Source organism: Pseudarthrobacter sp. HLT1-3 (genome assembly GCF_059383535.1).
On the sequence record NZ_JBWZCJ010000006.1, the window covers coordinates 119248 to 145215 of the forward strand.

A 25968-nucleotide genomic window follows, 5' to 3' on the forward strand; every position below is an offset into this window, starting at 1 on the left:
CCCGCGGACTACCGCTGCCGGCCTGCTGCCGTGGGGTTGAGCCCCGCGATCGCCGTCGACAGGACAGTGGCGAAACCGCACCACAGCGCGTAAGGGGCCAGCGACATGCCGGCGCCGCGGTTGAGTTTGTACGTCCGCCGCACCAGGTCGGCGCTGCTCGCCGTCAGCACGGCGCACTCCGCCGCAGCCAGCCATGGCCGGCGGCTACGCCAGAAGAGCCAACTCCACCCGGCATTGAGGACGAGGTTCGCGGCCAGGGCACCCCGGTAGGCGCGGATCTGCCGCTGTGCGGTTTTGCCGCCGGGGATGTCGGGTACATCGTTGCTGTCCAGTGCCACGGCCGAACTCACGGCGAGGTCCGCGTAAAGCGCTGTCCAGACTACCGGAAACGCGATGGCGGGCGGCTGCCAGTCCGGTTTGCGCAGCCGCCGGTACCAGCCGCTGTCCGGATCCGTCGCCACTCCGCCGGCCGCCGCCGTCGCGCCGGGCGCAGCCGCCGTCCACACCACTGTCATCAGTTTCATCACGTCTCCTCGGTCTTTGTCGTGGATGCGGGCCCCGGGCGCAGGCGCTCGCCAATGAACTCGATGGTCCGGTCCAGCGCGGCCTTCGTCGGGTGGCCGGGAGTGTCCACCAGGTCCACGGTCAGGACGCAGTGCGCTGACTGGGCAATCCCAAACGGGTTGCCGGGCGAAGAATCGACCTCAATGCCTTCGAAGCCCGCACCGAATTCGCGCCGCAGGGTGGCGAAGCGCTCCGCCGGACACCCCCGGTCATTGCTGAACCGCAGCCCCAGGATCCGGAGCCCATGGCTGGTCCGGTCCTTCATCCGTGCCAGCTCTTCGTCGTTCAGCCCGACGGCGGCCCGCCGCCGCGCGGTTAGGCCCGCCGGGAGCGCTGGCTGGCTCATGACCGGGGCCAGGACGGCGGGTTCCAGGGCCATGGCGAGGGCGAAGCTGCCCGTCATGCACATCCCGATTGCCCCGACGCCGGGACCGCCGCACTCCTGGTGTGCCTGGGCAGCAAGGGCGCGCAGCCAACCCGTCGCCGGGCTGCTCCGGTTCGCCAGCACAGCGAATTCACGGGAGATGCAGACCTTCGCGATGGACTTCACGATTCCCTCGCCTGCTTTTCCGCCGGGCCGCCCGAACATGGAAGGAAGGTAGACGGTGTAGCCCCGCGCGATCAGGCGCCGGGCGAGGCCCAGCACCCCGGGGTGGATGCCGGGGATCTCGTGGATCAGGACCACGGCCGGGCCCGCTCCTGCCCGGAAAACCTGGTGCTGGATGCCCCCGTGGCTGAACGTCGACTCGGTGAAGCCCTCCAGCGTTTCCTGTTGCTCCGGCATGCAGGGCCCCTTCGGTTCCGGGACGGCACTGTCTGATGCGCTGCAGCCGCCCCGTCTACCGCACATGCTACGGACCTGGGGCGCTGCCGTCGACGGCAGATCCCTTGCGGCGCTCCGGACCAACTGATAGGCCTGATACAGGCCAAAAGGTAGTGTGCTTGATAGTAGAGAAGCACCAGCCTGAACAGGCGGTGGTTGCAGAAGGGAAGTTCACGTGACCCGCAAGAATCCCAAGGTCGAGGAATACGACGAAAAGGACCTCGAGGTCGGGGACGGTCCAAAGGACTGGGCCGCCGGCATCCCCGGCGTGCTGCACTCGATGACACCCGCGATCGAACACATGGGCGTGAAACGTACACGCAAGACCGTCCTGGCGATGAACCAGAAGCACGGCTTCGACTGCCCCAGCTGTGCCTGGCCGGACCCGAACCACCGCAAGACTTTCGAATTCTGTGAAAACGGTGCAAAGGCCGTCACCTGGGAGGCGACGCCGGTGGTCATCGACCGCGGGTTCTGGGCGGAGCATTCCGTCAGCGAACTGCGGACCCGCTCCGAATACTGGCTGGGGATGCAGGGCCGGCTCACGGACCCCGTCCACAAGCCGGCCGGCGAGGACCACTACAAGCCGGTGAGCTGGCCCGAGGCGATCCGGATCATCGCGGACAAACTCAAAAGCCTCGACTCGCCCGACGAGGCCGCTTTCTACACCAGCGGGCGCACCTCGAACGAGGCCGCATTCCTCTACCAGCTGATGGTCCGTGGCTACGGCACCAACAACCTGCCGGACTGCTCCAACATGTGCCACGAATCCTCGGGCTGGGCGATGGGCCAGACCATCGGAATCGGCAAGGCCACCGTCAGCTTTGACGACTACGCCAAAGCTGACCTGATCATCATCATGGGGCAGAATCCGGGCACCAACCACCCGCGCATGCTCACCGAGCTGGAAGCCTGCAAGGAAAACGGCGGCGAAATTGTCGCCGTCAATCCGCTCCCGGAGGCCGGTCTGCGCCGGTACAAGAACCCGCAAAAGGTCAAGGGCATCATCGGCCGCGGCACCGAGATCGCGGACCAGTTCCTGCATATCCGCATCGGCGGTGACATGGCCCTCCTGCAGGCGGTCTCCAAGCGCGTGCTCGACGCCGAGGCGAAGAACCCCGGCACGGTCCTGGACCACGCCTTCCTCGCCGAGCACTGTGAAGGGCTCGAAGAGCTCAGGGAGCACCTGGCCCTGCTGGACGAGCAGGCGGTGCTGGAGGCGACCGGACTGCGCACCCAGGAAATCGACGAGCTTGCGGCCCGTTACCTGAAGGCCGACAAGGTCATCATCACCTGGGCCATGGGCATCACGCAGCAGAAGAAGGGCGTGGCCACGATCAAGGAGATCATCAACCTGCTCCTGCTGCGCGGCAACATGGGCAAGCCCGGCGCCGGCGCCTCCCCCATCCGAGGCCACAGCAACGTCCAGGGCGACCGCACGATGGGCATCTGGGAGCAGATGCCGCAGTCCTTTATGGATGCCCTCGGCGAGGAGTTCGGCTTCGAACCGCCCCGCGACCACGGCGTCGACGCCGTCGAAACCATCAACAAAATGCGCGACGGCGGGATCAAGGCTTTCGTGGCGCTCGGCGGGAACTTCGTCGGCGCCATTTCGGACACCAACGCCACCGAAGCGGCGATGGGTAACACCGAACTTTCGGTGCAGATTTCCACGAAACTCAACCGGTCCCACACCGTGACAGGTGCCGAAGCCCTGATCCTGCCCACCATGGGGCGGACGGAAATCGACATCCAGGAGTCGGGACCGCAGTTCGTCTCGGTGGAGGACACAGTCTGCGCCGTGCACCCCTCCTGGGGCAGTGTGGAACCGGTCTCGCACAACCTGCTCTCCGAGCCGGCGATTGTCAGCAGGCTCGGCAAAGCGCTGGTCGGCGACAAGGTCAGAGCCGATTGGGATGGTTTCGAAAAGAACTACGACCTGATCAGGGACCACATCTCGCGGGTCGTCGGCGGCTGCGAGGACTACAACGAGCGGATCCGGCACGAAGGCGGCTTCATCCTGGCGAACGGGCCGCGGGATTCGCGCACGTTCCCGACACCGACGGGAAAGGCTGTGCTGACCGTCAACGACCTGGAGCATGTGGAGAAGCCGGAGGGCACGCTGATCCTGCAGAGCATGCGCTCCCATGATCAGTTCAACACCACCATCTACGGCCACAACGACCGGTACCGGGGCATCAAGAAGGGCCGCAATGTGGTCTTCGTGCACCCGGAGGACATCACGGAACTGGGCCTGGCCGACGGCATGTTCGTGGATATCCGGGGCGAGTACAAGGACGGCGTGGAGCGCATGGTCCGCAAGTTCCGGGTGGTTTCCTACCCCACCGCGCGCGGCTGTGCGGCCGCCTACTACCCGGAAGCCAACGTGCTGGTGCCGTTGAATCACACGGCCGAAGGCAGCAACACGCCGGTATCCAAAGCAGTCATCGTGAGGCTTGAGCCCAGCGAGGACCAGTCCCCGGACGGCTCGACGACCCTGGCGCCCGGCGCGGCCCAGCCGCGGTAGGGCCTACCCCACGGGACATGCCCCACCCCGGCCGCAGCCACTGGACATAATGCCCACATGTCCATCCGCGGCCACAAAGGCAGGGCATGTCCCGCGGGGAGGTGTTTCGCACTCCGGAGGACATGCCCAGTCCCCGCCGCGGCCACTGGACATAATGCCCACATGTCCATCCGCGGTCACACAGGGAGGGCATGTCCCGCGGGGGTCGGACGCCGCACCCGCGGTGCGGGGTGGCTGCTGCGGCTATTGGGCCCGCTTGGCCCAGCCTTTTTCGTCGGGGCCGCCGGACTCGCCGTGCTCACAGAGCTCGATGACTTTGTTGGACGCGGCGTGGACGGCCTCCTGCGTGCTCTTTCGCCCGTCGGTCGACGCGGTTCCCGCGGCGTAGCCGACGATGAAGGCGCTGATGGCATCAGCGTGCGGCCCGACGGCCTTGAGCGACTCGTCCGCGACCTGGACGATCTTCTCGTGGTCCACTTCCAGGTCAAGGATCTGCAGCGCCTGGATCAGGCGGGCACTCCAGTGCCGCAGTGAGCTGTCTTCGTCCCGGGGCAAAGTCATTGTTACTCCTCTTCGTAGCGGTGCGTCTGTCGATCGTCTTCCCACAAGGGGTAGCACCGACACCCACGTTTCGCAACGCGACACAGGCAAACCCTCCCGGGGATTCTTCAGCTCCACAGCGCGACGTGGAACTTCGACCCGCGGCGTTCCAGGCCCCGGGGGCCGCCGGGGGCGACCATCGCGGCGGTCGCATCCGCAGTGCCGGCGAAGCGCTGCAGCGTCCGCGCCATCGTGGTGGTCCGGTGGTTGTCCAGGGTGCTCGCCCACCACAGGCCGGTGACCGGTGTCCCGACGACGGGCAGCCGGACCAGGACCCCGCTCTGCAGTTCGGCCCGGACGATATGGCCGAGCGCCAGCATGATGCCCTCCCCCGCCCGCACCGCCGCCAGCGCTTCCGTCTCGCTGCTGAGCCGGATGATCTCCGGCACCACCCCCGTCGATGCCAGCCAGCGGCCCTCCTCCGAGCTTTCCTGGATCCCCGCCGGTCCGGCAAACCACGGCCGGTCCAGCAGCCGGGCCACGGACACGGGTCCTGGCAACCGGGCCAGCGGATGCCCCGACGCCGCGACCAGGGCGCGCTGGTAGCGCAGGAACGATACGCAGTCCAGTCCCGGATGGGTCCCAGCAGTCCCCACGGGGGCGACCGGCAGCACCGGCCGGGCACCCAGGGCGATGTCGTACGCGCGTTCCTGCAGGAGCGAGGCAAGGTCCTCCGCGGACTCCACCACCACATCCACTGAAGCGCCGGGGACCCGTCTGGTGAAAAGGTCCAGCAGCCGGCCGGCCGCGTGTTCGGCGAAGGGCGCGGTGGCCACAATCTTCAGCCGTCCGGCGTCGTTCTTGGCGTTGGCGACTTCCCAGCGGGCCTGGTCCGCCAGGCCGACGATGTCCTGGGCATGTTCGGCCAGGGCCCGGCCCCCCGGGGTCAGGGCGATGCCGCCGGCAGCGCGCACGAAGAGCGGGTCGCCAAGGTCCTGCCGGAGCGCCGCAAGGGCAGCGGAAACCGCCGGTTCGCTGACGCCGAGGGTCTCCGCGGCAGCGTGCAGCGAGCCCAGGCGGGCGACCAGGGCGAACGTGCGGAGCTGGCTCAATGTCATCGCCACGGCGTCATAACCTTTCGCTTATGACGATATTGACACTCCGTATCACGCGGGGCAAGACTTGCCTCAAACCGGTGCTGCGCGACGTTGCCAGCGCCCTGGAGTGAGGTAGGGACTATGCAGATTCCGGCTCCTTTCGACTATGTGCGGGCCACGTCAGTGGACAACGCCCTGGAACTCCTTTCCCGCCACGGTCCGGAGTCGCGGGTCGTCGCCGGGGGCCACAGCCTCCTGCCGATGATGAAGCTCCGGCTTTCCCGGCCCGAATGGCTGATCGACATCAACGACCTCTACGAACTCGACTTCATTCTTCGTGACGGCGACAAACTGCGCATCGGCGCCCTGACGCGCCACACAACGCTCCTGGAGTGGGACGAGATCGCGGCGCTCTTCCCCATCGTCCGGGACGCGGAATCCGTGATCGCCGACCCGGTCGTGCGCAACCGGGGAACTATCGGCGGATCGCTCTGCCAGGCCGACCCGGCCGAGGACCTGTCCACGGTCTGCGACGTGCTGGGTGCCGAAGCCGTGATCCGCGGACCGGCCGGCGAGCGCATCCTGGCCATGGCTGACTTCCACCGCGGGCCCTATGAGACGGCGGTCGGCCAGGACGAACTGCTGTGCGAGCTCCGCTTCCCGATCCGCCCCCGGTCAGGCAGCGCCTACGAGAAGGTCGAACGCCGGGTCGGCGACTGGGCAGTCGGCGCCGCCGGCGCGTCCGTGACGCTCGCGGCGGACGGCACCATCGCCGACGCCGCCGTCGGGCTCACCGCCCTCGGCCTCGACCATACCGTCGCCGGGGTAACCGAACTGCTCCGCGGCCAGCAGCCCCGGGAGGAACTGTTCGTGGAGGCCGGCCGGCTCGCCGCGGAAGCCTGCGACCCGGTGGCCGACCAGCGCGGCCCGATTGACTACAAACGGCACCTCGCCGACGAACTCACCCGGCGGGTGCTCCGGCAAGCGTGTGCCCGCGCCGCCCAGACACAGGAAGGCTGAAGCGGATGCAGATCAGCATGACCGTCAACGGCAACGAAGTCACGTCCGACATTGAGCCCCGTGTGCTCCTGGTCCACTACATCCGCGAAGTCCTTGGCCTGACGGGCACCCACTGGGGCTGTGACACGACGAACTGCGGGACCTGCGTGGTCCTGATGGACGGCCAGCCGGTGAAGTCCTGCACGGTCCTCGCGGCGATGGCCGCAGGCCACGACATCCGCACGGTCGAGGGGCTGGCCACCGGCGCCACCCTCGACCCCGTCCAGCAGGGCTTTATGGAGGAGCACGGGCTGCAGTGCGGTTTCTGCACCCCCGGCATGATGCTGACCGCCCGTGCCCTGCTCGACAAGAACCCGCACCCGGACACTACCGAGATCCGGCAGGCCATTTCGGGCCAGATCTGCCGGTGCACCGGCTACGCCACGATCGTCCGGTCGGTGCAGTGGGCGGCAGCCCACCCGGCGGGCGGCGACGGTGATGCCACGGTCGACGAGGTCATCGACGGTACGGACACCGTGGTTGAGGACATCGCAGCCCAGACACAAGACGCAGAGGTGAAGGCATGACCGTTATCCACGAACGGCCCGGCAATCCGGCGGCAGGAGACTCGGACCGCCCGATCGGCTACGGCCGGATCCAGCGCAAGGAGGACCCGCGCTTCGTGCGGGGCAAGGGCAACTACCTCGACGACATCGTCCTGCCCGGCATGCTGCACGGTGCCATCCTGCGCGCCCCGGTGGCACACGCCCGGTTGGTGTCCATCGACACCACCAATGCCCTGGCCCACCCAAAGGTCCTCGCCGTCATCACCGGCAAGGACCTGCTCGGCCTCAAGCTCGCGTGGGCCCCCACCCTCTCCGCGGACGTCCAGGCGGTCCTCGTGACGGACAAGGTCCGCTTCCAGGGCCAGGAGGTCGCCTTCGTCGTGGCCGAGGACCGCTACGCCGCCCGCGACGCGCTGGAGCTGATCGACGTCGAATACGACGTCCTGCCCCCGGTCATTGACGCCCGGAAGGCCCTCGACGCCGACGCCCCCGTGATCCGCGACGAGATCGAGGGCCGGACGGACAACCGCATTTTCGACTGGGAAATGGGCGACAAGGCCGAAACCGAGGCCGTCTTCGCGAGCGCCGACGTTGTCGTCTCCCAGGAGATGGTCTACCCGCGCGTGCACCCCGCGCCAATGGAGACGTGCGGGGCGATCGCCGACTTCGACGCCGTCGACGGCAAACTGACCCTCTACGAAACGACCCAGGCGCCGCACGCGCACCGCACCCTGTTCGCGATCGTCGCCGGGATCCCGGAGCACAAGATCCGTGTGGTGTCCCCGGACATCGGCGGCGGCTTCGGCAACAAGGTGGGCATCTACCCGGGCTACATCCTCGCGGTGGTCGGGTCCATCGTCACCGGCAAGCCGGTGAAATGGGTGGAGGACCGCTCGGAGAACCTGATGTCCACCTCCTTCGCCCGCGACTACATCATGCAGGGCGAGATCGCGGCCACCAAGGACGGCAAAATCCTCGCGGTACGCACCAGCGTCCTCGCGGACCACGGCGCCTTCAACGCCACCGCCCAGCCCACCAAGTACCCCGCCGGCTTCTTCTCGATCTTCACCGGAAGCTACGACATCAAGGCCGCCTACTGCTCCGTCACGGGCGTCTACACGAACAAGGCACCCGGCGGCGTCGCCTACGCCTGCTCCTTCCGCGTCACCGAGGCCGTCTACCTGGTGGAGCGGATGGTCGACATACTGGCCCGCAAGCTGGAGATGGACCCGGCGGAACTGCGGCTGAAGAACTTCATCAAACCCGAACAGTTCCCGTACGCCAACAAGACCGGCTGGGTGTACGACTCCGGCAACTACGAGCCCGCGATGCGGCTGTCCATGCAGCTGGCCGGCTATGACGAGCTTCGCCGCGAGCAGCAGGAGAAGCGCGCCCGCGGCGAACTCATGGGGATCGGCATCTCCTTCTTCACCGAAACCGTCGGCGCCGGCCCGCGCAAGCACTTCGACATCATCGGCCTCGGGATGGCCGACGGCGCCGAACTGCGGGTCCACCCCACCGGCAAGGCCGTCGTCCGGCTCTCAGTGCAAAGCCAGGGCCAGGGCCACGAGACCACCTTCGCGCAGATCGTGGCCGAGGAACTCGGCATCCCGCCGGAGGATATCGACGTCGTGCACGGCGACACCGACCAGACACCGTTCGGCCTCGGCACGTACGGGAGCCGCTCGACGCCGGTCAGCGGCGGCGCCGTCGCACTCGTCGCCCGCAAGGTGCGGGAGAAGGCGAAGCTGATCGCCGCGGCCATGCTGGAGACGCGGCCCGAGGACCTTGAGTGGGAGAAGGGCCGCTGGTTCGTCAAGGGCGATCCCAGCGCCGGGAAGACCATCTCCGAAATCGCCATGGCGGCCCACGGCACCCTGACGCTGCCCGAGGGGGTCGACGGGAACCTCGACGCCGAGGTCACCTATGACCCGCCGAACCTGACCTTCCCCTTCGGCGCGTACATCTGCGTGGTCGACATCGACCCGGGCACCGGGCACGTCAAAGTCCGCCGCTTCATCGCGGTGGACGACTGCGGAACCCGGATCAACCCGATGATCATCGAGGGGCAGGTCCACGGCGGTCTGACCGACGGCGTCGGGATGGCCCTGATGGAAATCATCGAGTTCGACGCCGACGGCAACTGCCTGGGCGGGTCCTTTATGGACTACCTGATTCCGACCGCGATGGAAGTGCCGGACTGGGAAACCGGCTTCACCGTCACCCCGTCCCCGCACCACCCCATCGGCGCGAAAGGCATCGGCGAGTCCGCCACCGTCGGCTCGCCCCCGGCGATCGTGAACGCCGTGGTAGACGCGCTGGCACCGTACGGCGTGGTTCACATGGACATGCCCTGCACCCCGGCCCGGGTCTGGGCCGCCATGCAGGGCCGGGCAAGGCCGCCGATCTAGAATGACGCCGACCGGAGACTCCCTCACGGCCCGGGCGAACGACCTCGCCTCCCGCCGTGAGCCCTTTGTGCACGCCACGGTGGTCCGCGCCCAGCATCCCACCAGTGCCCATGCCGGCGACACCGCGCTGGTGCTGCCCAGCGGTGAGATCCAGGGCTTTGTGGGCGGAAACTGCGTCGAGTCCTCGGTGCGGGAGTACAGCCTGCAGGTCCTGGCGTCGCAGGAGCCCCTGCTGCTGCGGGTGGTCCCCGGCGAGCCGTCCCGCAGCGCCGGGGACGGCGCGGTCGAGGTCTCCAACCCGTGCCTGAGCGGCGGGGCCATCGAGATCTTCCTGCAGCCGCACATCCCGGCGCCGCGGGTCCTGGTGGTCGGCACCACGCCCGTGGCCCAGGCGCTGGAGACCCTCGGTGCCGGCGTCGGCCTCGCGGTGGAACTTACCGACGGGGAATCGGCGGCACCGCGGGCCGACGACGCGGCGCTGATCGTGGCTTCGCACGGCAAAGCGGAGGAGGTCGCGCTTGAGGCGGCCCTGCGCGCCGGCGTGCCGTACGTCGCGCTCGTGGCCAGCGGGACGCGGGGCGCCGCGGTGCTGGACTCCCTCGACGTCGACCCGGCGCAGCGCGCCCGCGTCTTCACCCCGGCCGGCCTGCGGCTGGGCGCCCGCACCCCCGGCGAGATCGCGCTCTCGATCCTGGCGCAGCTCATCCAGGAGCGGGCGACGTCCCGGCACGCGGTCTTTAAGACAACGCCAGCGACAATGCCGGGCGCCATGCCGGCGGCAGCGCCGGCGGGACAAGGGGCGGGAGTTCCGGCGACCGCAATCGACCCGGTCTGCGGCATGACTGTCGCCGCCGCGGCCTCCACGCTGCAGTTCGAGCACAACGGGGTCACCGTGAACTTCTGTTCGCCCGGCTGCCGCGCGGCCTACCGCAAAGATCCGGAGCACTATGCCCTCACCCTCTGAACGCCCAGCCGCGAAACACGGGACCGTCAGGCAACGCATCACGCTGCACCGCACCGCGGGGCTGATCCTGGCGGCCGGAGCATCCCGGCGCCTGGGCCGGCCCAAGCAGCTGCTCCCCTACGGCCGCGGCGTCCTCCTCGACGCCGTGCTGGCCGCCGCCCGCGACTGCGGCTTCGACCAGACCGTCCTGGCCCTGGGCGGTTCCGCCACGGAAGTGCAGCGCGGGGTCGACACCAGCGGCTGCGAAGTCGTGCTCAACCCGGACTTCGGCGCGGGCTGCTCCTCCTCGATCGCCGCCGGCATCGCCACGCTCCACCCGGACACGGACGCGATAGTCCTGCTGCTCGGCGACCAGCCGGGCGTCCGGGGCGGCACTGTGCGGGCCCTGCTGGAACTCCTGTTCACCGCCGGGACCGCCGGGACAAGTGGGCCACGCGGGACAAGCGGGCCACGCGGGACCGACGGGACAAGCGGGGCCGGCAGCGGCCGGCCCGTCCCCGGCATCGCCGTCTGCCGCTACGACAACGGCGTCGGCCACCCTCTGGCGTTCACCCGGCGGCTGCTTCCGGAGCTGGCTGCCCTGCACGGCGACAAAGCGGTCTGGAAGCTGCTGGAGCAGCGCGCGGACGACGTCGTTGAACTCCGCGTTCCGGGCTCTGTGCCGTCCGACGTCGACACCGAAGAGGACTACCGCCGGGTCCTGGCCGGTCTGGAGGCCGCGTTGTGAGCCAGGCGGCGCGCTCCGGGGCGGAGGAAGATGTCCAGCGGCGGATTCCCGATGTCGCCTCGCTGGTCTCGGCGCTGGACAGCAACGACTACCTGGCCGACGTCGGGCTGGCCACGGCCCTGTTTCTGGCCGTCCGGCTGCCGCAGCCCATCCTGCTGGAGGGCGAAGCGGGGGTAGGCAAGACTGAGGCGGCGAAGGCCCTGGCCGAGCTGCTGGACACACCGCTGTACCGGCTGCAGTGCTACGAGGGAATCGACGCCGGTGAGGCCCTCTATGAATGGAACCACCAGCGGCAGCTGCTCGGGATCCGGCTGGCGGAGGTCCGGGACGCCACCGTCACCGAAACGGACTTCTTCGGCCCGGACTACCTGCTGCGCCGGCCGCTGCTGCAGGCGATCGAACACCCCGGCCCGCGCCCCGCCGTCCTCCTGCTGGACGAGATCGACCGCGCCGACGCCGAATTCGAGGCCTTTACCTTCGAGCTGCTCGCCGAGGCCGCGGTCACCATCCCGGAGCTGGGCACCATCCGTGCCACCCACCCGCCGATCGTCATCCTGACCTCCAACCGGACCCGGGACCTGCACGACGCCCTGACCCGGCGTTGCCTCTACCACTGGATCGACTACCCCGGCCCGGAGCGGATCGCGGAGATCGTGCGCCGCCGGGTGCCGGCCAGCAGCGGCGATCTGGCACTGCAGGCCGCCGCGGTGATCACGAAGCTGCGCACCCTGGACCTCGCCAAACCGCCAGGGATCTCCGAGGCCATCGACTGGGTCTCCGCGCTTGCCGTCCTCGGCATCGACCGGATCGACGCCGCCACGGCGGAACAGACGCTGGGCTCGATCGTGAAGAACCGCGACGACCTGGAACTGGTCGGGGCACGCGGGGCCGGCTGGCTCGTCGCGGGCACGGGCGGGTGAACCCGTTGACGGCCACGACCCGGCCGGTCATGGACGCCGGACCGCCCAGGGTGGAGGCGGCCAGCCTCGCGGCGGCGTTCGTCACCGCACTGCGCCGGGCCGGGCTGTCCTGCTCGCCGGACCGGGCGGTCCGGCTGGCCGAGGCCCTCCGTCTGGTTCCGCCCAGCGACGTCAACACGCTGTACTGGGCGTGCCGGGTGGTGCTGGTCTCCACCCGCGAGCAGCTGCCGGTTTTCGACGCCGTTTTCGCCGCGGTGTTCCGGGGCGGCTTCGACCCCGCCGCCCGCCAGGGCAGGACAGCGGCCCCGTCGGCTTCCCCGCCCGGGGGCCCCGAGGAGCCGCGCACCCGGCCATCTCCGGCCGAGGACCGCGCCCCGGGACGCACGCCGCCAGCACCGCCGACGGCGCCTGCGCCTGCGGTGGCCACCGCGGGACGGGACAGCGGGGACCGCACCACACCGGAGCGGGAGGCCGTGCTCGCCATGGCCTCGGCCGAGGAACGGCTGCATGAGATGTCCTTCGCCAAGCTCTCCGAGGAGGAAGTCCTGGAGATCAGGCGGCTGGCGTCCCGGCTGCTGCTCGCCACCCCACACCGCCTGAGCCGCCGCACCCGCAAATCAGCCCACAGCAGCGCCCGGCTGGACGTCCGGGCCACGGTCCGCGCGGCCCGGCGCTCGGGCACCGACACCACCCGGCTGTTGTACGCGCGCCGCCGCCGGCAGCGCCGCAAGCTCGTGATGCTGTGCGATGTCTCCGGTTCGATGGAGCCGTATGCCCGGATCTTCGTTTCGCTGCTGCAGGGGGCGGTGGCGACCGCCGGCGCCGAAGCCTTCGTCTTTTCGACCCGCCTGACGCGGCTGACCCGGCAGCTGGCGCTCCGCGACCCGGACGAGGCCCTCGCCCGTGCCGCCGTGGCCGCCCCGGACTGGGCCGGCGGCACCAGGATCGCCGGGAGCATCCGGCACTTCGTCGACGAGCACGGCCGCCGGGGCCTGGCCCGGGGAGCAGTGGTGGTGATCTTCTCGGACGGCTGGGCCCAGGAGGACCCCGCCCAGGTCGCGGCCCAAATGGCGCGGCTGCGCCGCCTGGCGCACCGGATCATCTGGGTGAACCCGCGCAAGAGCGCCCCGGATTACCAACCGCTGGTGGGGGGCATGGCGGCGGCCCTGCCGTACTGCGATGATTTCGTCAGCGGACACAGCTACACGGCTTTGGCAGAGGTGGCAGCCGCAATCCGCGGCGAGGGCCGGCCACCGATCAAGGGAAGAGGGAACAGCTAATGCAGATCAACAGTACTTTCTCGGTCGTCGCACCGATCGACACGGTTTGGGAGACCATCATGGACTTCGAGCGCGTGGCTGGCTGCGTCCCCGGCGCCAAAATCCTGAACAAACTCTCCGACGACGCCTACCAGGTCGGCATGACGGTAAAACTGGGCCCGGTGAACATGCAGTACAAGGGCCTGCTGAACGTTGTGGAGCGCAACGCCGCCGAGCACCGCGCCGTGCTGGGCGGCAAGGCCCAGGAAACCCGCGGCCAGGGAACCGCCGAGGCCACGGTGACCCTGCAGCTGACCGAAGAGGCCGGCGGCACCACCCGCGGCACCGTCCAAGCGGACCTTTCCCTGTCCGGCAAGGCCGCCGCGATGGGCAAGGGCGTGATCGGCAGCGTCACCGAACAGATGATGGCCCTGTTCGCCAGCAACCTGCAGGCCATGATCACCGCGCCGGGCGCAACCGGCCCCGCGGCGACGGGCGGGGCCCCGCAGCCAGGGCCTGTGCCGATGGCGGTGCTCGACGCGGAAGCGGAGGCGGCGTCCGCCGCGGCGAAGGTCGCCGCAGCCACGGCCCCGGCCCCGTCGTCGGAACTTCCCGGCCTGCCGCCGGCCGCCGTGCCCGCGGCAGCCACGCCCGCGTCCGCCTCGGGCAAGTCCGCTGCCCTGCCGGCTGCCGCTGCGTCCGTCGCCGCCCCGGCCGGCAGCCTGGACGCCCTCAGCCTCGCCAAAGGGATCGCGGCCGAGCAACTCTCCAGCCCCGCGAAGGTCCTGGCGCTCGTGGCCGTCGTGGCCTGTGTCTCGTACTGGGCGGGCCGGCTCTCCGCGTTCCGGATGATCCGGGCGATCGGACGGCTGAAGATCAACCGTGCGTGATGTCCTGGCAGCGATGGTGCCGGGCTGGCAGATAGGCGACACCGCCGGCCTGGCCACTGTCGTGAGCACCTTCAAGTCGGCCCCGCGGCTTCCGGGCGCGTCGATGCTCGTCACCGCCGAGGGGGAAGCCGTCGGCTCGGTCTCCGGCGGCTGCGTCGAGGGTGCCGTGTACGAGCTGGCCACGCAGGTCATGGAGGACGGCACTCCCGTCCTGGTGCGCTATGGAATCAGCGACGACGACGCGTTCGCCGTCGGCCTGACCTGCGGCGGGATCATCGACATCTTCGTTGAGCCCGTCTCCCGGCAGACATTCGCCGAACTCGACGCCGTCCGGCAGGACATCGCCGGTGAGCGGCGCGTCGGAGTCGCCACGGTCATCGAACACCCGGACGCCGGCTGGCTCGGTAAGCACCTGGTGGTGCGGCCGGACGGCTTTGAGGGGAATCTCGGGTCCGGGCGGGCCAACCAGGCCGTGGGCGATGACACCCAGGGGCTGCTCGCCGCCGGCCGCTCCGGGATCCTGAGCTACGGACCCGACGGCGAGCGGCTGGATACGGGCATGCGGGTCTTCTTCGCGAGCTACGCCCCGCCGCCGCGGATGCTGGTCTTCGGCGCGATCGACTTCGCCTCAGCGCTCGCCCGGCTGGGAACCTTCCTGGGGTACCGCGTCACGGTGTGCGACGCCCGGGCTGTCTTCGCGACCCCCGCACGCTTCCCCGACGCGGCGGAGGTGGTCAACGCCTGGCCGCACCGCTACCTCGCCGAACAGCTGGAAAAGGGTCTCGTCGATGAACGCACCGTTCTGTGCGTCCTCACACACGATCCGAAGTTCGACATTCCGTTGCTGGACGTTGCCCTGCGCGCCCCGCCGATCGCCTTCATCGGGGCCATGGGTTCGCGCCGGACCCACGCGGACCGGCTCGCCAAGCTGCGCGAGGCGGGCCTCAGCGAGGAGGCCCTGGCACGGCTGCACAGCCCGGTAGGCCTTGACCTTGGCGCCCGGACCCCCGAGGAGACGGCGGTGTCCATCGCCGCGGAGTTCATCGCCAAGCAGTGGAAGGGAAGCGGGGAACCACTCCGGCAGCTCGGCGAGCGCATCCACCACGACGAGCAGCATTGACCGGGCAGCATTGATCGGGCGACGTTGATCGAGAGCGAGGTCCTGCGCGGGGGGCTGACAGCACTGCTGCTGGCCGCTTCCCTGTACGCGGTGATCCACGCCGTCCGCGGATCGACGCCGGCCACCCGGGTCGGTTCTGTCCTCCATGCAGCGATGATGACGGCCATGGTGCTGATGCTCATCCCTGGACTCCGCTGGGCTGCTGTCCCCCAGATGCTTTTCTTCATCCTGGCCGGTTGGTGGTTCGTCCTCCGCGCCGTCTCCTGGCGTCCCGCGACGCTGGCGGGTCCGGGGCCTGGGCCTTCGCGGGCCGCCTTCCGGGCGTAGCCGCCGTCGGCAGTCTGCTGTACAGCGCGCTGACGATGGCCGCGATGGCCTACATGCTGGCGGCCATGGACGTCCGGGGAACCCGCGGTGCGATGCTATCCCCGGCAGCCGCGGGGACTCCCGGCAGCGCGGGGCACCACGGCGCGGCCGCGGCGGGGCTGCTCCCCGGATTCGCTGCCGGTCGCCGTGCCCGTCTCTGTGCCGTAGTGGAGCAGCCTGCCGGCCGCTGTTCTCGCGGATTTTTTCGCGGCGGCTGGGGCCCTGTGGGCGGTCCTCCTGCTCCGGCAGGTCCGTGCCGGTAGCGTCCGCAACGTCGGCGACAGTGGGACCGGCAAGGCATTTCTGGAACTCGTGGGCGCGGCAACGATGGCAGTCATGTTCGCGGCACTCGCGGTGTAAAAGCCCCCGGATACTCGATTCGCTGGACGCATGGGTCCTACACTGTAAGCCACGCTGGGACGCAATCCTTCCGCGGGAAGCAGGACGGTATGGCAGCCACGCAGCATGGGAATTGCCTGAAGGGCCCGGAATTCACGGGCCTTCTGCGCCCCCGCCTGATTCCGTGCGTTGGGGGCACCTCAAACGCACGGCTTGGACTCGTGATTGCTCCGCCCGGAACGGGCAAAACGACCCTCCTGGCGCAGTGGGCAGCGCATCGCTCCTCCACGGTGGCGTGGTACCGGTCGAGTCCGCGCGATGCGAAGCCGGGCCGGATGCTCACCCGCTTCGCCGCCGCACTGGGCATGGCTGCGGACGAGGAATCCCCGCGGTCCTTCGCTGAACTGGAGCTCCTGGCCGGGCGGCTTGAAAGACCACTGGTTTTCGTCGTGGATGACCTGCATACGCTGGCGCATACTTGCGCGGAGTTAGAACTCGAACGGCTGCTGGCACTGAACTCACCGCAGGTTCATTTCCTCGTGGGCAGCCGCCGCCCGCCGCCGTTCAACTTGGCCAGGTCCGAGCTCCCCGCTGCCGTGACAGTCTCCGGTGACGATTTGCGCTTTCGCGCCAATGAAGTCGACCAACTTTTTCGGAGCATCTACAAACAGCCCCTGAGTGCGGCGGGGACCCTGAACCTGGCGCGAAGGACCGATGGCTGGGCCGCGGCCCTGCACCTCTTCCATCTGGCAACCAAGAACCGTTCGCAGGTGGAGCGGAGGCGCGCGGCTGAGTCCCTCGGCGCGGCTTCTCCGTATGTCACGGATTACCTGACCCAGCATTTCCTGGCCGGGGTGTCTGAGGACATGGAGCTGCTGCTGCGCCGGAATTGCCTGTTCGACGTGCTGACGCCGTCCCGCTGCGATGCGCTCCTTGAACGTCGTGACAGCCGCCAACTGCTGCAGCGCCTTGAACAGCTCGGAGTCGTTTCGAGCGACGACGGCGGAGCTACCGTGCGGACCCCTGAGGTGCTGCGGCAGTACTTCCTTGCGGCGCTCGATGACCCGGAGCACGGCTTGCCGCCGGGTACGCGTGAGCGCACGGCAGTGATCCTGGAACAGGAGGGAGCCTTCGGCGCGGCGCTTCGGGTGCTGGCAGAGGGCCAGGACTGGACCGAAGTGCGCAGTCTGCTGCAAAGGGCGGGAGGCGCTGCTGTGCAGCCTGGCATTTGCGAATGGGCAGCCCTGGTTTCGGTCCCGGCCGTGCAGGATGATGCCGCGCTTGCGGCCGTCAGGACGCGGCAGCTTATCGATGACGGCTGCGTGGCGGCCGCCTACCGAACCGCCGCGCAGGTTCCCGCGCTGACCGGCGGTCCAGGGTGGCTTGCCCTGGCCCGGGACCTGCAGGAGACGGCCGCATTGTGGGCCGGTGGCGCGCCCGCCACGGGCCCCGGTCCGTGGCGCGCCTTGCGGGAGGCGACGCGCGGGAATCCAGGCGGCGTCGCCCGATCGATGGGCGAACCCCGCCGGCCCCAGGACTTTCTGGCCCAGGGACTGGCCTGGCTGCTGGCCGGCGATCAGTGCTCTTCCCTCCCACCGCTGCGGCGGTGTGCCGGGCTGCTCGACGACGGACCGGCGGCCGCCCTCGCGGCCCAGCTCGCGCTGGCCGTTTTTGGACCGGAAACCGCTGATGTGGACCCTGGCGGTCCTGCCGCCGAACTGGACGCAGTGCAGAGGCAGGCCGAACGCCGCGGTTTCACCTGGCTGGCCCGCGTGGCGCAGGGCCTTCAGGCGGGCCTCCCGGGCTCTGCCAGCTGCCAGGACACCGTCCGGACGATCGTTGACAGCTGCGAGCAGCGGGGCGACGAGTGGGGTGCGGCATTGATTGCCGCCTCCGCCGCCCTGATACGGTGGCGGGCGGGACGCCCGGATTCCCGGGCGTTCGATGCGTTGGCGGCGCGCTTCCGAAGACTCGACGCCGGTGCGCTGGAGGCCTGGGCACAGTCGGCGCAGGCCCTCGTCAGTGCCACAATGGACCTGCCGGGAGCCCCCGAGGAGTCGCGGGCCGCCGAGGCGTTCGCCCGGGCGGCTGGTGTTCCCGGCGCCTTGGCGGTTGCCCTCGCGGCCATGGCGATGCAGCGTCCCGAGCACTACAACGAACTGATGCAGGTGGCGCACGAGACTGGCACGTCTGCCGGTTTGGTGTGCCGCCCGTGGACGTGGATGTTCCCGGAACCCCCGCCCGTGGTCCGGGACGCCCTCCCCGGTCCCGGGTCCGTGACCCGACTTGCGGAACCCGCGGAACGCAATCTCGGCCTTCCTGCCGCTGCTGCAGCGGACTGCACGGCGCTGCCCGCCCTGCAGATACGCTGTTTCGGCGGATTTGAGCTTCTGGCTGATGGCGCAGGCGTTAACCTGTCCCGGGTACGGCCCCAGGCAAGGACCGTGCTCCGGATACTTTCACTCAACGCTGGCCGCCCGGTGCACCGCGAGCGGCTTGCGGGCATCCTCTGGGCAGATTTGGATACTGCCTCGGCCCTGCACGCCCTGCAGGTGAGCGTTTCCAGCTTGCGGAGAGCCCTCCAGCCGGACGGACAGGCCGAGGGCAAGCAGCTTCTGGTGCGGCAGGGCGAGGCCTATATTTTGGTGCTTGGACAGGGATCGGTGTTCGACCTCGCGGATTTTGACCGGGCCATCCATGATGCCTCTCTGGCCCGGTCGGCGGGGAACAACGACGCCGCCGCCGAAGAGCTCCGCCGTGCCGTCCAGCTGTACACCGGTGAGGTGCTCCCGGAGGATGGCCCGGCGGAGTGGGTAAGTGCCGCCCGCGAACGGTACCGCCTGCGGGCCGCCGAAGCTGCGGCGTCGTTGGCGGGCCTGGAACTCCATTTGGGCAACCCTGCCGACGCCGCCGCGGCCGCCACCCGGAGCGTAGAAATTGATCCGTGGCGGGACGAATCATGGCGGACCCTGGTAGAGACGTTCCGGCGCCTCGGGGATCCGGCCGCAGCGGAACGGGCACAGCGGCGCTACGACCTCATTCTGAACTCACTGGGCGTGCCCACCGCATCGCTACTGCTGGAGACAGAAGTCAGCGCCGGCCGGCGAACTGGACGTCCGCGACGGACACGCGCGCTCCCACCGGACCCGCCGATTCCAGGATCCTAAGCTTCACGGTGGAGATCTGGTCCGCTCCAAAGTAGAAGCTCTGGGCACCGAACCCGCTGTCGCTCAGTTCAACGGTGAGGGTGGATGGGTCTCCATCGCCCCGAGCGGCCACGATTTCGACCTTGACCGGTCTCCGTTCCTTGTCCGGGTTTTGATCCCCATCGCGCGCTACCGGGGTGATGACCACGTAGGTGAGGCGCAACGGCGTACTGAATCCGGCCTGAAGATAGTCGACGCCTGGCTGGGCCGCGCCCGCCGACGCCCACGACCGCACCGAGCCGTCGAAGGCCCGTTCCGGACCGCGTCCCGGTTCGAAGTCCGACGCATCAGTCTTCTGGACAGCAACCGATTTCTCCCAGATTTCGTCCATGCCGCGCAGCACGGCCGCCGCAATCACGTCCCGGCCAACGAAGGCAGCGCCGCCAAACAGTCCCAACACCGTCAGGACCGACGCGGTCCGAGCAGGGAATCGCCGATGTTTCCGCCGGCCTGGCCGGCTCCCTGCCGGCAGCGCGGGAGCCTTCGTACGGCTCAGAATCTGTCGCCACCACGGCGGCACGGGCGGTGCAGCCACAGCTTCCCTCAGACTGGCTCCGCACTGCCGGCAGAAGGTCACTTCCCGTTTGTTGCCTGCCCCGCATCGACGGCAGATGACGCCGCCCGGATACTCCGTAGGTTCGTCGTCCAGTGCCAGTGGTGTGGTCTTGGAGGGAACGCGGACTCCCGCCTTTTCGGGCTGGCGCTCCTCCAATCCGGCGCCACGGTCTGTCGCGTCCCTCGTTGCAGTCATGCCGATGTTCTCCGGGATATTCACAGCGGGCCGCGGATCCGGGGGGCCGGAAACTATCGGAAGCTGCGCTGTTGTCACGTCTGGACTTCGGTTCGGGCCCGGGTCTGTCAGCAGCGGGCGTTTGTCGTCCGCCGCGTCGGGCACCCGCTGCCAGACAAGGTAGGCTCCGCAATTGTTGCAGAATCGCTCGCCGTCATTGTTGCGGGCGCTGCAGTCTCCACAGATCAGCACCGCGGGCTCCTCAGGAGTCGTCAGCGTAAGGGGCGACTCCGGGCACAATCTCCAGAGTATGGGGAACATGCGCCGGTTTCACCGCATTGACAATGCCTTCCAGCCGCCGGACGTTTACATCCTCCCGGGCGGCAGCGAACACTCTGATGTGCAGCATTGCGGTGGGCCGGCCCGGCAAATCAGCGCCCGGCGTCGAAGACCATACGGCCCCGCCGCTGTCCTCAACCTCGACGTCCAACACACCTCCGACAGCGAGCCGGACCGCGTCGGCAACGCCAGGGACGGTGCCGCGGCGCCGGTGGATCGCTACCGCGTGCGCCACTACCTCACGGCGCCGTGCCGTGGACCACGACTCGTCCAGGCGCACGCCCACCCAGTCGGCCAGCCAGTCCAGGAAATCTTCGGGGGCCAGCCGGGGATTGAGATAGGAGTCGAGACCGTCCAAGGTCGTGAAGACCGGGGCGAGGGCATCGTCGAAGGCGAGCAGGAACCGCTGGAGGAAGCTGTCTTCCTGCAAAACGGCCGGCAGCCCGGCGGCCAGCGGCACCGCGCTGGGGAGACCCTCCACCATGCCACGCATCTCAAACCCCCTCGGTCACCCGAACACGGTGGTCAAAAGAGAACACCAACGCATTGCGTTCCAGTTCAACGCGTTGCTGCGGCTCACCACGCCGCCCTGTGACGGGGTCGGCAGCGAACACCAGCACTTCGTCGACAATTTCGGTTCCCACCAGCCGTTGGAGCACAGCATGGACTTCGCCCGCCTGAACGGGACGGCCGAACGGCCATCCGTCGCCGTCCGGACCGCCCCGGATGGGATCGAAATACTCATAGAGCGCCCGGAGCGCGTTGCGCTTCAGCGTCTCGCGCGACACCCTGGGCCGCGGCGTAAGTTGGGCGACGACGGTCACGCCCCGGTAGAAGGGCGGTTCTACGACCACCCTGGTGCCCACCGGACGGCGTGCGTCGAGATACGATGCGACCACCGAGAGCGTTTCCTCGTCCGGCACCAAATCCTCGAAGGTCAGCCGCTGGTCTTTGTCCGGTACGGCCGCCGGAACCACCAGCACCCTGACGCCGCCAGCCTCCTCTGGACCGTTCGCCGGGATGCACCGGACCCTGGCAATGTCCGGGGCGGCGCGCCTGGCCAGTTGTTCGTAGTCCTCGGCGGTGATGGCCCGGTCACGCGTCCGCAGAGCCAGTGGCCCCCGGAGCTTGGCCTGTTCGATGGTTTCCGGAGCGACCCCGCCGTGGGCGGCACGGCGGTTCTCGACGCTGTTCACAAAGGGAATGCTGGAGCGCAGCACCGACAATGCCCGGGCGGCAACGTTACCCGCGGGTCCCCCGCCCGTGCGGTATTGCGGAACCCTGATGGGGCTGCCGGCAGGCGGGACGGCGCCGTAATGGCGCAAGGAGCCGTCGGGCTCGCGCACAGCAGGTGGGAAGTGGACGACCCCGGCCGCGCGGTCGATTGCGACGACCCGGTCCTCAGGACCGCATCCTGCGAAGGAGTCCACTTCGGTCCAGGCATCCCAGCCGGAGCCGGCGGCGATCTCCACCACGAACGGTTCGCCGCCGGGGACTACCGGGTGTCGGCCCAATTCGAAGGACTGACCCGGGACACCTTCGGACATCCCGATGACCTCATCGGCAATCGTCTCGGCATGGACGCCGGGAACAGAACCGCCGATCGTGAAAGCGTGGATGGACCGCACGGTCGGGGAAGCGCTGTAGGCCGGGTAGCCGTCCCTCGGGTCCACCACGCGGCACCGCAGCCAGCCCGCCCGGACTCCCCCCACCAGTGAGGCCGTATGCGTGTTGGGGACGTGGATGATCGCGTCGCCGGGCCTGTTGAGCCCCCCGGTCCCGTCGTCGTCCAGGTCGCAGGAGGCCCAGCCGGCGCCATCCCAGGCCTCCCAAACCAGCGGCGGGTTGCGGGGGTTGACGCCTACGCCCCGGACCTCGCACTCGAACCGCAGGGCAACCGCACAGGAGGGCGCCTGATCGTTCAGGCCGAGCAGCAGCACGTCCCCCGGCAGCGGTGGCGTCCCGAAGCAGGCGAAGTCCCCGTCTCCGTGCAGCGCTTCGGAATGCGGCTCCGGAGCTCCCCCGCGTCCCTGTGTCATCACGTGGCCCAGCCGCCGGGCCGGCACTGTCAGCTCCCTCGTTGTGGTGAAGACCACCGCTTCATCGTCTTCGGTGCGTCGGGTCGACACCTCGGTTCCCTGCGGAATGACGACCGCGTCAGGCTGTGGGGCTGACAACCACATCAGTAGCTCCGCGGAAGCGGCCGTCGGCGGATGCAGCGTGACGCCGAGCAGTTCGAGGAACGCGATGTATAGACGGTCGGGTACGCGGTTGAGCCGGTAGAAGAGCTGGTCAACCATGAACGCGAAGGATTCGATCAGGGTGACCCCGGGATCGGAGACATTGTGGTCGGTCCACTCCGGGCAATACTGTGCGACCATGCGTTTGGCGTCGTCGACGAGGTCCTGGAACCGGCGGTCATCGAGGTTGGGTGATGGGAGCATTTAGTAAGCAGCCTCCTCGCCGGCGCGCGGAATGACGTAGAAGGGAAAGACAAGGTTTCGGGGGTCGTTGGTTCCCCGGACTGTGTACTGCACATCGATCAGCAGCACGCCGTCGTCGGCCCCGTCAAAGTGAACCAACACGTTTTCGACGTCGATCCTGGGTTCCCAGCGGTCCAGGGCCACCCGGACCGCGTAGGCGATGTCGCCTGCCGTTGCCGCGTCCGCAGGTGCGAAAACATAGTCATGGACCGCGCAGCCGAATTCCGGGCGCATTGGCCGCTCGCCCGGAGAAGTCGCCAGGATGAGGTGGATGCTCTCCTCGATCTCGCGCTGGTCATGGACGAGGGCAATGCTGCCAGTCCGGTCAGTGCGCAGCGGAAAGGCCCAACCAGCACCAATGAATTCCTGTCCCACCTTGCTGCCTCCTCTCCCCCAGCGGACGTTCCGCTGCGCTGGGGCTCAGTTGATGCGGACCAGGCCGCCCTTGACCGTGGTTGTGGCGCCGCCGGACAGCTCGGCGGTCGCGTCGCCAGCCACCTTGACGCTCGGCGCCTTGAGTTCGGCCGCGCCGCTGCCTGTGATCTTCACCGTGGCTCCCTTCAGGTCAAGGCCAGAGGTCGCCTCCACCGTCACGTTTTTGCCCTTGATGACGACTTTTCCCGTGGACGTCGTCACCGAAACATCCTTCCTGGCCGTGATGTTCACCGGCCCCTCGGACAGGATTTCGATCCCCGCGTCCGGTTTCTGTACGAGGGAGACCTTCTGTTTGCCGCCGCTGGTGCTCACGGTGAGTTGTTCGCCGTCGGGTGACTCCAGGAACTCCACGAGCATCCCGGTGCGGGAGACAAATGCGCGCCGTTGCACGGCACCGTCTGTGGAACCGACGTGATCCGACCAGGGTTTGTCAGGCTTGTCCTTGCCGTTGAACAGCCCGCCCAGGACGAACGGCTGCTGGAAGCTGCCGTGGCCGAAGGCGACCAGGACCTCGTCGCCGACCTCGGGGAGCACGACGGCGCCGCGCGAGGCGCCGGCGCCGGCCTGGACCGTGCGCGCCCACCAGCTTTCGTAGGTGTCGGAGAGGACTGGGAACTTCACTTTGACCCTGCCCTGGTTCTCCGGATCCTTCGCGGCGGTCACCACAGCGTTGACTACGCCGGGCACGGCGGTCTTGCTGTTCGCCCCGGCCGCGACGCCGTAGAGCGAACGCTCGGACTCGTGGCTGACGGCGAACGTGGTGAGGTAGCCGGTGTCTGGGCTGAAGTCGTGCCTGGAGGAACTCAGCGTGTAGCTTCCGTCGAAGGGCTTACCGGCACCCTTCAGGGTGACGGCAGCACCGGCCCGCAACTTGGGGTTTCCACGGGCGACACCTTCCAGTTCAGCGAACGCCCCGCTCAGGCGGGAGGCGAGAGCCGCTGCGGTGGCGTCGCATTGCGCCGCCTGGTCGAAGGCCGTGGCCGGTGCGATGTACCGGGGGCTGTCGAACTTCCTGGCGAGGGCGACCGGGGTCACGTCCGGCAGCTTGGCGCTGCGGGTCGTGGCCGGGGCGACGGCGACAATCGCCCGCTTCGCCGCGACGTCCCATCCTCTGACCTCGACGTCGGGGACCTGGTCCGTGGAGGTGACGGTTCCCCGCAGGGTCACGAGGTTCACTCCCCGCTGGAGCACAAGCGGCTCGTTCCTCGCCCCGCCGGCCTCCGGCGGAGCCGTCGCTGCGTCCGTCGACGCGGTGAAGTGCAGCGCGCCGCCGGACACGGAAAGCACCACCCCGGCCTCGATGGCCAGTCTGCGCAGGAAGTCCCAGTCGCTGATGCCGTCCTGCGCCACGTGCTGCAGTACCGGGCCCTTGGCGTCGATCGTGCCTGCCTGGATTCCGGCGCGCCGGGCGACCTGCCGTACGATGTCCGCGGCGGTGCACTGCAAATAGGCTTCAACACGGCGGCCCCGGAAGAGCCGGTGGGAATGGTCCAGGCCCCGGACGATGGTGAAGAGACCGTCGTGGTCCATTTCCGTTTCCAGGGCAGTGACTTCGCCGGACAACAGCGGGGCGGGACCGCCCGGGCCGCTCTGTTGGACGAGCAGCTTGACTGGCACCCCGATGCTGATCCCCGCCTTGTCCAACACGGTGGAGTACTCATCGCTGAAGCGGAGCAGGAACAGGTCCGGAACATTGCTGCTGTCGTCGACGTAGCCTGACACCAGCCGCGCGGCTATGTCCGGCGGTAGCGGCTGCCCGGCGACCTCCACCAGCAGCATGTTGCTGAATTCTTCACCATGCGCCACGGAACACCTCCCGCTGCTCGGCCGGGGCACCCTGCAGGGAATCTGACGGCAGCTCGTTCACCGCGGGCAGCAGCACGGAAGTTCCGGGCCGCAGCCGCATCGGGTCATCAATGCGGTTGGCGGCCGCAACCGCCCGCCACAGGGAAGCGTTTCCATACTCGCTGTAGGCAATCCCGGCAAGGGTCTCACCCTCGATCAGGACATGCACGCGCCGCGGCACCAGGCCACCCGACGTCGGGTTCTGCTTCGGCGGATCGCCCGCGATTTCCTCAAGCGCCACGGTGCACGTGGCGCGCACCGGAACCCCCGCAGCAGTGAAGAGGGTGTATTTGACCTGCACGCTGGCTATGTAGGAGAGCGACCCGGTCAGCTTCCCCCACCGGAACAGCACCCACGGCGGCGACCCCTTGTTCTGCTTCAGGGATGCCGGGGTGGGAGTACAGCAGGAAAACAGCTTCTCCACCCGCTTGACCACGGCGTCATCCTGCTTCGCGGAGGCGTCAAAGAACATCTCCAGCGAGAGTTTGGACGGCATCGGCCCGTTGTACTGCGGCGGTCCCGCCTTCTTGTTGCCCTTGGCGGTCTGTCGGCTCCAGGACGCCGCCTTACCCAGCGTCAGCTCCTTGGGGTTGAACTGAAATTCAATCCTGCCCAGCGAGGGTCCGGCCTTGTCCAGCGAGCCGTCCTTGGACGGTTCGAACAGCTCCAGGTAGGCGTGGGAGAGCTTCAGCGCCGCCTCGCCACCGGCGCCCGCAGGTCCGGCGGCACTGGCGGCGCTGGCGGCAGCCGCCGCGGGGGCTGCAGTCCCGGTGGTACTCGACGGTTTGGCCGCCACTGCACTTGTGGTCATGTCGGGC

General features: G+C 68.8%; 22 protein-coding genes and 1 pseudogene. 12 read left to right on the plus strand and 11 right to left on the minus strand.

The window, feature by feature from the left end; genetic code table 11:
* Positions 1-8 precede the first annotated feature (8 nt).
* On the minus strand, positions 9-524 hold the full coding sequence (locus AC50X9_RS07430) for a TspO/MBR family protein (RefSeq protein ID WP_494891926.1): 516 nt from the start codon (positions 522-524) through the stop codon (positions 9-11).
* Positions 524-1348 (minus strand): dienelactone hydrolase family protein, encoded by an 825-nt coding sequence (locus tag AC50X9_RS07435; protein ID WP_494891928.1) that lies wholly within the window; start codon positions 1346-1348, stop codon positions 524-526. Before AC50X9_RS07435 ends, AC50X9_RS07430 begins: the two co-directional genes overlap by 1 nt.
* Before the next feature lie 214 nt (positions 1349-1562).
* Between AC50X9_RS07435 and AC50X9_RS07440 the strand changes: the two genes are divergently transcribed.
* Positions 1563-3914, plus strand: a complete 2352-nt coding sequence (locus AC50X9_RS07440; protein ID WP_494891930.1) for an FdhF/YdeP family oxidoreductase — start codon at positions 1563-1565, stop codon at positions 3912-3914.
* A gap of 243 nt (positions 3915-4157) precedes the next feature.
* On the opposite strand, the gene AC50X9_RS07445 is transcribed toward AC50X9_RS07440, so the two are convergent.
* Positions 4158-4475: a DUF6457 domain-containing protein gene (locus AC50X9_RS07445; RefSeq protein ID WP_494891932.1), complete on the minus strand. Its 318-nt coding sequence runs from the start codon at positions 4473-4475 to the stop codon at positions 4158-4160.
* A 107-nt stretch (positions 4476-4582) separates the two neighbouring features.
* A complete protein-coding gene (locus AC50X9_RS07450; RefSeq protein WP_494892138.1) occupies positions 4583-5572 on the minus strand; it encodes a LysR family transcriptional regulator in 990 nt (329 codons plus the stop codon).
* 120 nt (positions 5573-5692) lie between these two features.
* On the opposite strand from AC50X9_RS07450, the gene AC50X9_RS07455 reads away from it, so the two are divergent.
* From AC50X9_RS07455 to AC50X9_RS07505, 11 genes are all read left to right on the plus strand, one after another.
* On the plus strand, positions 5693-6571 hold the full coding sequence (locus AC50X9_RS07455; RefSeq protein WP_494891934.1) for an FAD binding domain-containing protein: 879 nt from the start codon (positions 5693-5695) through the stop codon (positions 6569-6571).
* Between the two features lie 5 nt (positions 6572-6576).
* The gene (locus AC50X9_RS07460; protein WP_024365569.1) at positions 6577-7137 is read left to right on the plus strand and encodes a (2Fe-2S)-binding protein; all 561 of its coding nucleotides are present in this window, start codon (positions 6577-6579) and stop codon (positions 7135-7137) included.
* Positions 7134-9527 (plus strand): aerobic carbon-monoxide dehydrogenase large subunit, encoded by a 2394-nt coding sequence (locus tag AC50X9_RS07465; protein ID WP_494891936.1) that lies wholly within the window; start codon positions 7134-7136, stop codon positions 9525-9527. The genes AC50X9_RS07460 and AC50X9_RS07465 overlap by 4 nt, the downstream gene beginning before the upstream one ends.
* A gap of 1 nt (position 9528) precedes the next feature.
* Positions 9529-10491, plus strand: a complete 963-nt coding sequence (locus AC50X9_RS07470; RefSeq protein WP_494891938.1) for an XdhC family protein — start codon at positions 9529-9531, stop codon at positions 10489-10491.
* Positions 10475-11218 (plus strand): nucleotidyltransferase family protein, encoded by a 744-nt coding sequence (locus AC50X9_RS07475; RefSeq protein WP_494891940.1) that lies wholly within the window; start codon positions 10475-10477, stop codon positions 11216-11218. Before AC50X9_RS07470 ends, AC50X9_RS07475 begins: the two co-directional genes overlap by 17 nt.
* Positions 11215-12138 (plus strand): AAA family ATPase, encoded by a 924-nt coding sequence (locus AC50X9_RS07480; protein WP_494891942.1) that lies wholly within the window; start codon positions 11215-11217, stop codon positions 12136-12138. The genes AC50X9_RS07475 and AC50X9_RS07480 overlap by 4 nt, the downstream gene beginning before the upstream one ends.
* Before the next feature lie 5 nt (positions 12139-12143).
* Positions 12144-13418, plus strand: a complete 1275-nt coding sequence (locus tag AC50X9_RS07485) for a vWA domain-containing protein (protein WP_494891944.1) — start codon at positions 12144-12146, stop codon at positions 13416-13418.
* Positions 13418-14287, plus strand: coding sequence for an SRPBCC family protein (locus tag AC50X9_RS07490; protein WP_494891946.1), 870 nt, complete (start codon positions 13418-13420; stop codon positions 14285-14287). The genes AC50X9_RS07485 and AC50X9_RS07490 overlap by 1 nt, the downstream gene beginning before the upstream one ends.
* Positions 14280-15407, plus strand: a complete 1128-nt coding sequence (locus AC50X9_RS07495; RefSeq protein ID WP_494891948.1) for an XdhC family protein — start codon at positions 14280-14282, stop codon at positions 15405-15407. The genes AC50X9_RS07490 and AC50X9_RS07495 overlap by 8 nt, the downstream gene beginning before the upstream one ends.
* A 24-nt stretch (positions 15408-15431) precedes the next feature.
* Positions 15432-15734, plus strand: a complete 303-nt coding sequence (locus AC50X9_RS07500; RefSeq protein ID WP_494891950.1) for a hypothetical protein — start codon at positions 15432-15434, stop codon at positions 15732-15734.
* Positions 15735-16222: 488 nt separating this feature from the next.
* Positions 16223-19279: an AfsR/SARP family transcriptional regulator gene (locus tag AC50X9_RS07505; RefSeq protein WP_494891952.1), complete on the plus strand. Its 3057-nt coding sequence runs from the start codon at positions 16223-16225 to the stop codon at positions 19277-19279.
* Here AC50X9_RS07505 and AC50X9_RS07510 read toward each other — a convergent pair.
* The 7 genes and pseudogenes from AC50X9_RS07510 to AC50X9_RS07540 form a co-directional block, all read right to left on the minus strand.
* Positions 19203-19718 carry a hypothetical protein gene (locus AC50X9_RS07510; RefSeq protein WP_494892147.1) on the minus strand — a complete coding sequence of 172 codons (516 nt, stop codon included), beginning with the start codon at positions 19716-19718 and terminating at the stop codon, positions 19203-19205. The two genes, AC50X9_RS07505 and AC50X9_RS07510, sit on opposite strands and share 77 nt — an antisense overlap.
* A gap of 153 nt (positions 19719-19871) precedes the next feature.
* Positions 19872-20369, minus strand: a pseudogene (locus AC50X9_RS07515) (hypothetical protein); the annotation flags it as partial.
* Positions 20311-20871: a phage tail protein I gene (locus AC50X9_RS07520; RefSeq protein WP_494891957.1), complete on the minus strand. Its 561-nt coding sequence runs from the start codon at positions 20869-20871 to the stop codon at positions 20311-20313. The gene AC50X9_RS07520 and the pseudogene AC50X9_RS07515, both read right to left, overlap by 59 nt.
* Before the next feature lie 10 nt (positions 20872-20881).
* Entirely contained in the window at positions 20882-22831 is a 1950-nt protein-coding gene (locus AC50X9_RS07525; RefSeq protein ID WP_494891962.1) for a putative baseplate assembly protein, read from the minus strand.
* A complete protein-coding gene (locus tag AC50X9_RS07530; protein ID WP_494891964.1) occupies positions 22832-23245 on the minus strand; it encodes a GPW/gp25 family protein in 414 nt (137 codons plus the stop codon). It lies immediately after the preceding gene.
* Positions 23246-23290: 45 nt separating this feature from the next.
* Positions 23291-25111, minus strand: a complete 1821-nt coding sequence (locus AC50X9_RS07535) for a VgrG-related protein (RefSeq protein ID WP_494891966.1) — start codon at positions 25109-25111, stop codon at positions 23291-23293.
* Positions 25098-25961: a CIS tube protein gene (locus AC50X9_RS07540; RefSeq protein ID WP_494891968.1), complete on the minus strand. Its 864-nt coding sequence runs from the start codon at positions 25959-25961 to the stop codon at positions 25098-25100. Before AC50X9_RS07540 ends, AC50X9_RS07535 begins: the two co-directional genes overlap by 14 nt.
* Positions 25962-25968: the final 7 nt, after the last annotated feature.

Bases quoted from the DNA above. Each gene is read 5' to 3' on its own strand.
- AC50X9_RS07430 (WP_494891926.1), bottom strand. From the start codon at position 524: ATGAAACTGATGACAGTGGTGTGGACGGCGGCTGCGCCCGGCGCGACG.
- AC50X9_RS07525 (WP_494891962.1), bottom strand. From the start codon at position 22,831: ATGCTCCCATCACCCAACCTCGATGACCGCCGGTTCCAGGACCTCGTC.
- AC50X9_RS07465 (WP_494891936.1), top strand. From the start codon at position 7,134: ATGACCGTTATCCACGAACGGCCCGGCAATCCGGCGGCAGGAGACTCG.
- AC50X9_RS07490 (WP_494891946.1), top strand. From the start codon at position 13,418: ATGCAGATCAACAGTACTTTCTCGGTCGTCGCACCGATCGACACGGTT.
- AC50X9_RS07450 (WP_494892138.1), bottom strand. From the start codon at position 5,572: ATGACATTGAGCCAGCTCCGCACGTTCGCCCTGGTCGCCCGCCTGGGC.
- AC50X9_RS07475 (WP_494891940.1), top strand. From the start codon at position 10,475: ATGCCCTCACCCTCTGAACGCCCAGCCGCGAAACACGGGACCGTCAGG.
- AC50X9_RS07540 (WP_494891968.1), bottom strand. From the start codon at position 25,961: ATGACCACAAGTGCAGTGGCGGCCAAACCGTCGAGTACCACCGGGACT.
- AC50X9_RS07435 (WP_494891928.1), bottom strand. From the start codon at position 1,348: ATGCCGGAGCAACAGGAAACGCTGGAGGGCTTCACCGAGTCGACGTTC.
- AC50X9_RS07455 (WP_494891934.1), top strand. From the start codon at position 5,693: ATGCAGATTCCGGCTCCTTTCGACTATGTGCGGGCCACGTCAGTGGAC.
- AC50X9_RS07470 (WP_494891938.1), top strand. From the start codon at position 9,529: ATGACGCCGACCGGAGACTCCCTCACGGCCCGGGCGAACGACCTCGCC.
- AC50X9_RS07460 (WP_024365569.1), top strand. From the start codon at position 6,577: ATGCAGATCAGCATGACCGTCAACGGCAACGAAGTCACGTCCGACATT.
- AC50X9_RS07520 (WP_494891957.1), bottom strand. From the start codon at position 20,871: ATGGTGGAGGGTCTCCCCAGCGCGGTGCCGCTGGCCGCCGGGCTGCCG.
- AC50X9_RS07505 (WP_494891952.1), top strand. From the start codon at position 16,223: ATGGCAGCCACGCAGCATGGGAATTGCCTGAAGGGCCCGGAATTCACG.
- AC50X9_RS07445 (WP_494891932.1), bottom strand. From the start codon at position 4,475: ATGACTTTGCCCCGGGACGAAGACAGCTCACTGCGGCACTGGAGTGCC.